The organism is Butyrivibrio sp. AD3002, assembly GCF_000420905.1.
GTDB lineage: Bacteria > Bacillota > Clostridia > Lachnospirales > Lachnospiraceae > Butyrivibrio.
In genome coordinates this window covers 1-3,965 of sequence record NZ_ATVV01000064.1, presented here as the reverse complement: position 1 = coordinate 3,965, position 3,965 = coordinate 1, and the positions used below count along the sequence as shown (strand labels likewise).

The window sequence follows — 3,965 nt, the reverse complement described above, 5'->3', positions numbered from 1 at the left end:
GACGACTTTCTGAACCTTCTTACCGTAGTTAAAGGCATTCTTGTCTATAGTGTTGATGTTTTTTCCTATATCAACTTTTGTTGCCTGCTTGCAGTTTTTAAGGAAGCCCTTGCGAATTCTCGTGACTTTGTAGGTCTTACCATTTGCTTTTACTGCCCCCGGAACTACTACTGTTTTGAGGTTCTTACTGTTTACATTTTTGAGGTCTAATGTTGTCCCTTTTGTCTGTTTGAATACATACTGGGAAATCTGTTCATCTTTACTATTGTAATTCGTGACTGTGATATTTGATGTGCCATCTTTAGTTTCTTTTACTTCTGTGACAGTTCTGCTTCCATCAGGATTCTTAGTTTCCTCTACTCCATTACCTGATTCCGATTCAATTGTCACTGTAACATAAGCAGGTTCAGAATCTGTATGATTATCATCACCTACTACCTTATACCATATATAGTAGGTTCCCGCGTCGGTAGCTGTAGGGATGGATGTGCTCCAGCCGTCTGCCGGGGCAGTCGCCGCATCCTTGCCGAGAGCGTATTGCATTGTGCCATTTTCCGCCTCACCTGCGTTTACAAGCCCCTGAGCCTGTCCGGTGTAGGTCAGTGTCTTGGCTGTCGGTGCCTTTGTAACCGTGGCCGCCGTCTTCTCCACCGCGTCGGGAACCGTGATGGTCGCATCCGTAGTCGGTGTACCGGAAACCGTTACAGCCGTACTACTCGTTCTTTTTGCAGTAATACCATTGTCAGTAATATCAGCAAACTCCGCAAAATAATATCCGGTCTTCGCCGTATAGGTCACGGTGGTCATAGCGCCTGTCAATCCGGTCTGGCTCGTTGCTCCGCCGCTTGTTGTTGCATTCGCACCGCCTGAAAGAGTCACACTATATCCCGCCGGCTTCAACGCAAACGAATAGGAACCGGATTCAGATTTGAAGATTACTGATTCCAGATTCAGCTTTAAAGCGGGACGAACAGCAAGCAAACAATGACAATGAAGCCGTACTCAACAGCGATGCCGCCGTACACGCACGCAGCAAAAGAATCATATATGCCGGGCGAGCGGAGCCACCAGCTATCTGCAGCCCCTGACTTCTTTGTAGCGTTTAAATCATTCGCCTCTGCATAGCTCAAAAGATACGGCACAGAACCTGATATAGTATCAGGAGTCCCTGTGACTTTTCCACTTATATTTGCAAGTGCATCCTTGATTCCGGCAAGTTGCTTTCCATCACCTATTAAGCCTTCCACAAAGCCCTTGATAGTAGAGTTTTCATAACTATTACTCGGCGAAGAATTGAACGCCTGACTGCCAAAAGACTGCTTTGAAAGTAGTGTCACAGTTTGGCCGGCACTGTCATATCCGATCACATACCAATCAGCTACATTTGTACCGTCATATCTGACCCCTTCTATCTGTACCGTTGTGCCATTTGAATTTAATGTCCCGTAGTCGTTATACTCAGACGCCGGACTATAGGTTGTTCCTTCTGCTTGCACTTTCAGGCATGCTCCCGGAACAAACCCGGTAAACGTGCTGATTGCCATTACAATAGTAAGTACAATGCTCAGCAGAGCCTTTCTTTTCTTCATTTTGTTCTTACCTCCTTTTTGACTCGACTGTCTGTATAATTACAAACAATTCTTTCTCTTAAAATGGCTGCCGGGGAAACGGATCATCACCCGTTCCCAATACTGTGAAAGCTTTCGCGTCCACAGGCTCCGACAGCATGTGTTTTTCCATGGATATTTCCATGAAAAGGAACAGGGTTCCTTTGCCTGATGCACTGGCGCATGGAACCTTCCATACACTTCGGGCGACCGGGCAATGCGGGACGAACAGCAAGCTTTTTGTTGACATTGTTGCCGTTCTCATCAGCGTTGCCGCCGTTCACGCACGCCGCATTATTATCATTGTTGCCGGGCGAGCGGAGCCACCATACAACCCTGTCCCTGTTGTATTTGGCAACCATGTTCAGGCAAAAACGCCTTTTGCATGACAGCCCTTAAGGAAAGCCCTGCAGCCCTCCGTTACAACCCATCACTCACTTCCTCTTTCGGCGCATGGGTGAGTACGAATGTTCCCATCACCTTTTTACGAAGCTTCCATGTATGACCGTGGGCAAGATGCCCGTTATAGCTTGCAACGCTCCTTCCTATCTCCTCCAGACTCTTGTTGCCCACACGGTACTCCTCTTTATATTTTTTCAAACGCCTCTTCCACCGCCTCTTGTTCGAGGTGCGAAGCCTCCGGATCACTTTTCCGGTATCTGTCAGGTAAAACCTGAAACCAAGAAAATCCACCCCTTCCGAGATTGGCATGATCTGTGTCTTCTGATTGAACTCCAGCCTCAGTTCCTTCGCCTTCTCCTTCATTTGACGGAGGACTTCCTTTAAACAGTCCTTGCTCTCATGAATCAGAACCCCATCATCCATGTACCGTACATAATGCTTTATATGCATCCTCTCTTTGATCAGGCGATCCATGGAATCCAGATAGTACAGCGCGAACCACTGGCTGGTCTGGTTGCCTAAAGGCAGTCCCTTCGTTCTTCCCATCTTGGAATCTGTAGTTCCCTCGTAGCTCCTTATAATGTGGTACAAAAGCCCCAGCACATTTCTATCTGGAATATCTTTAAGCATTTCCTTCAAAATCTCATGGTCGATACTGTCAAAATAATGCCGGATATCATACTTTAAGATATAGCCATTTGCTCCATGCTTTCTGTAATGCTCCCTCAGGAACGCTGTAAGTCTATCCCTCGCAAAATCCGTTCCCTTTCCTTCCCGGCAGGCTGCATTGTCGTAGGTCAGCCTGTTCTCAAAGTACGGCTTCAGGATATTGTCACACAGGCAGTGCTGTACCACTCTGTCGCGGAAGGAAAGTGCTTCTATCTTCCGTTCCTTCGGATCGTATATCATGAACTTGTGATATCCACCAACCCTATAGGTCTTATCCTCCATCTGATGAATAATCTCCCACAGGTTCCTGGACAGATCCAGCTCAAAGTCGATGACCTCCTGTTTATCCCTCTTGCCTGCCGCCGCCCGCCTGTACGCCCGGTACATATTCTGAAAATCGAGCATGGCGTCGAATGCATTTTTCTCCAATCACCTCACCTGCCGTCATTGTCCTGCTTCCCGCCATAACGCCGCTTATCACTGTTCATCCATGCACCGAGCATATTCTCGGCATCGTAAACCTGTTTCGTAATCTGTTCATACTGCTTTGGCAGGATGCACCCTTGCTTCATGGCAAGCTCCGACATATATGAAAGAAGTTTCAATCTGCTCATGGCCGTTCTTTGATATGACATTCGCATTGCCGCGGAACGCATATCCCCCGCACTCACAAAGGTTTCATTTGCCATGATCAGGTTCTCGATCACGTCCAGCGCGTAATTCTGCAGCCTTGATACCAGAGTGAAACGAAAACGCTTGGGTGACTTATCCGTCACGGTCATGATATAGCTGCACAGATCTTTCGCCTTTGTTATGACGGATAATTCGCTCTTCGCTATAAGACATCCTCCTTTTCCTTCGATCTTTTGAACACAAAAACCGCCGAACCTGACAGGGTATAGTAACCCCGTCAAGTCCGACGGTTATCCATCACGAATATAGTATTCAGTTTCAAGCGCCTCGCAAGACGCAAAAAGGGCGCAGTTAGCCCATGCTCTGCTCTGCTCTGCTCTGCTCTGCTCTGCTCTGCTCTAAGGAACGTAGTTCTATTCCGCATTACTGTCAAGTATCGATGCTTCAATGCTCTTCCTCATTTTAGAATGTTGATAAATACCATATCTTGATTATATAGAATTATCTCTAAAATGAGTGTTAAAAAACAAAAAAAAAACTATTAAGCAACGCTTTATCAAAAAGTACATAAGATAACAGGAAGCATTCATTATACCCATCGAAGTACAATAGATGGAATTCAAGCCAATTCAGCTGATGAACTACTCAAAAAAT

Annotated in this window: 4 protein-coding genes and 1 pseudogene; all 5 read right to left on the bottom strand. The window is 46.4% G+C overall.

The window, feature by feature from the left end; translation table 11 throughout:
• Positions 1–981, bottom strand: a pseudogene (locus G596_RS0120185) (hypothetical protein); the annotation flags it as partial.
• On the bottom strand, positions 957–1,589 hold the full coding sequence (locus G596_RS0120180; protein ID WP_022763593.1) for a hypothetical protein: 633 nt from the start codon (positions 1,587–1,589) through the stop codon (positions 957–959). The gene G596_RS0120180 and the pseudogene G596_RS0120185, both read right to left, overlap by 25 nt.
• A gap of 86 nt (positions 1,590–1,675) precedes the next feature.
• A complete protein-coding gene (locus G596_RS0120175) occupies positions 1,676–1,969 on the bottom strand; it encodes a DUF6273 domain-containing protein (protein WP_022763592.1) in 294 nt (97 codons plus the stop codon).
• 58 nt (positions 1,970–2,027) lie between these two features.
• Positions 2,028–3,107 (bottom strand): reverse transcriptase domain-containing protein, encoded by a 1,080-nt coding sequence (locus G596_RS23260; RefSeq protein ID WP_022763591.1) that lies wholly within the window; start codon positions 3,105–3,107, stop codon positions 2,028–2,030.
• Positions 3,108–3,112: 5 nt separating this feature from the next.
• A complete protein-coding gene (locus G596_RS23255) occupies positions 3,113–3,592 on the bottom strand; it encodes a four helix bundle protein (protein ID WP_022763590.1) in 480 nt (159 codons plus the stop codon).
• Between the last annotated feature and the right edge of the window lie 373 nt (positions 3,593–3,965).

What these genes read in the sequence shown, in the direction of transcription:
- G596_RS0120180 (WP_022763593.1), bottom strand. Translation starts at nt 1,589, where the DNA reads ATGAAGAAAAGAAAGGCTCTGCTGAGCATTGTACTTACTATTGTAATG.
- G596_RS0120175 (WP_022763592.1), bottom strand. Translation starts at nt 1,969, where the DNA reads ATGGTTGCCAAATACAACAGGGACAGGGTTGTATGGTGGCTCCGCTCG.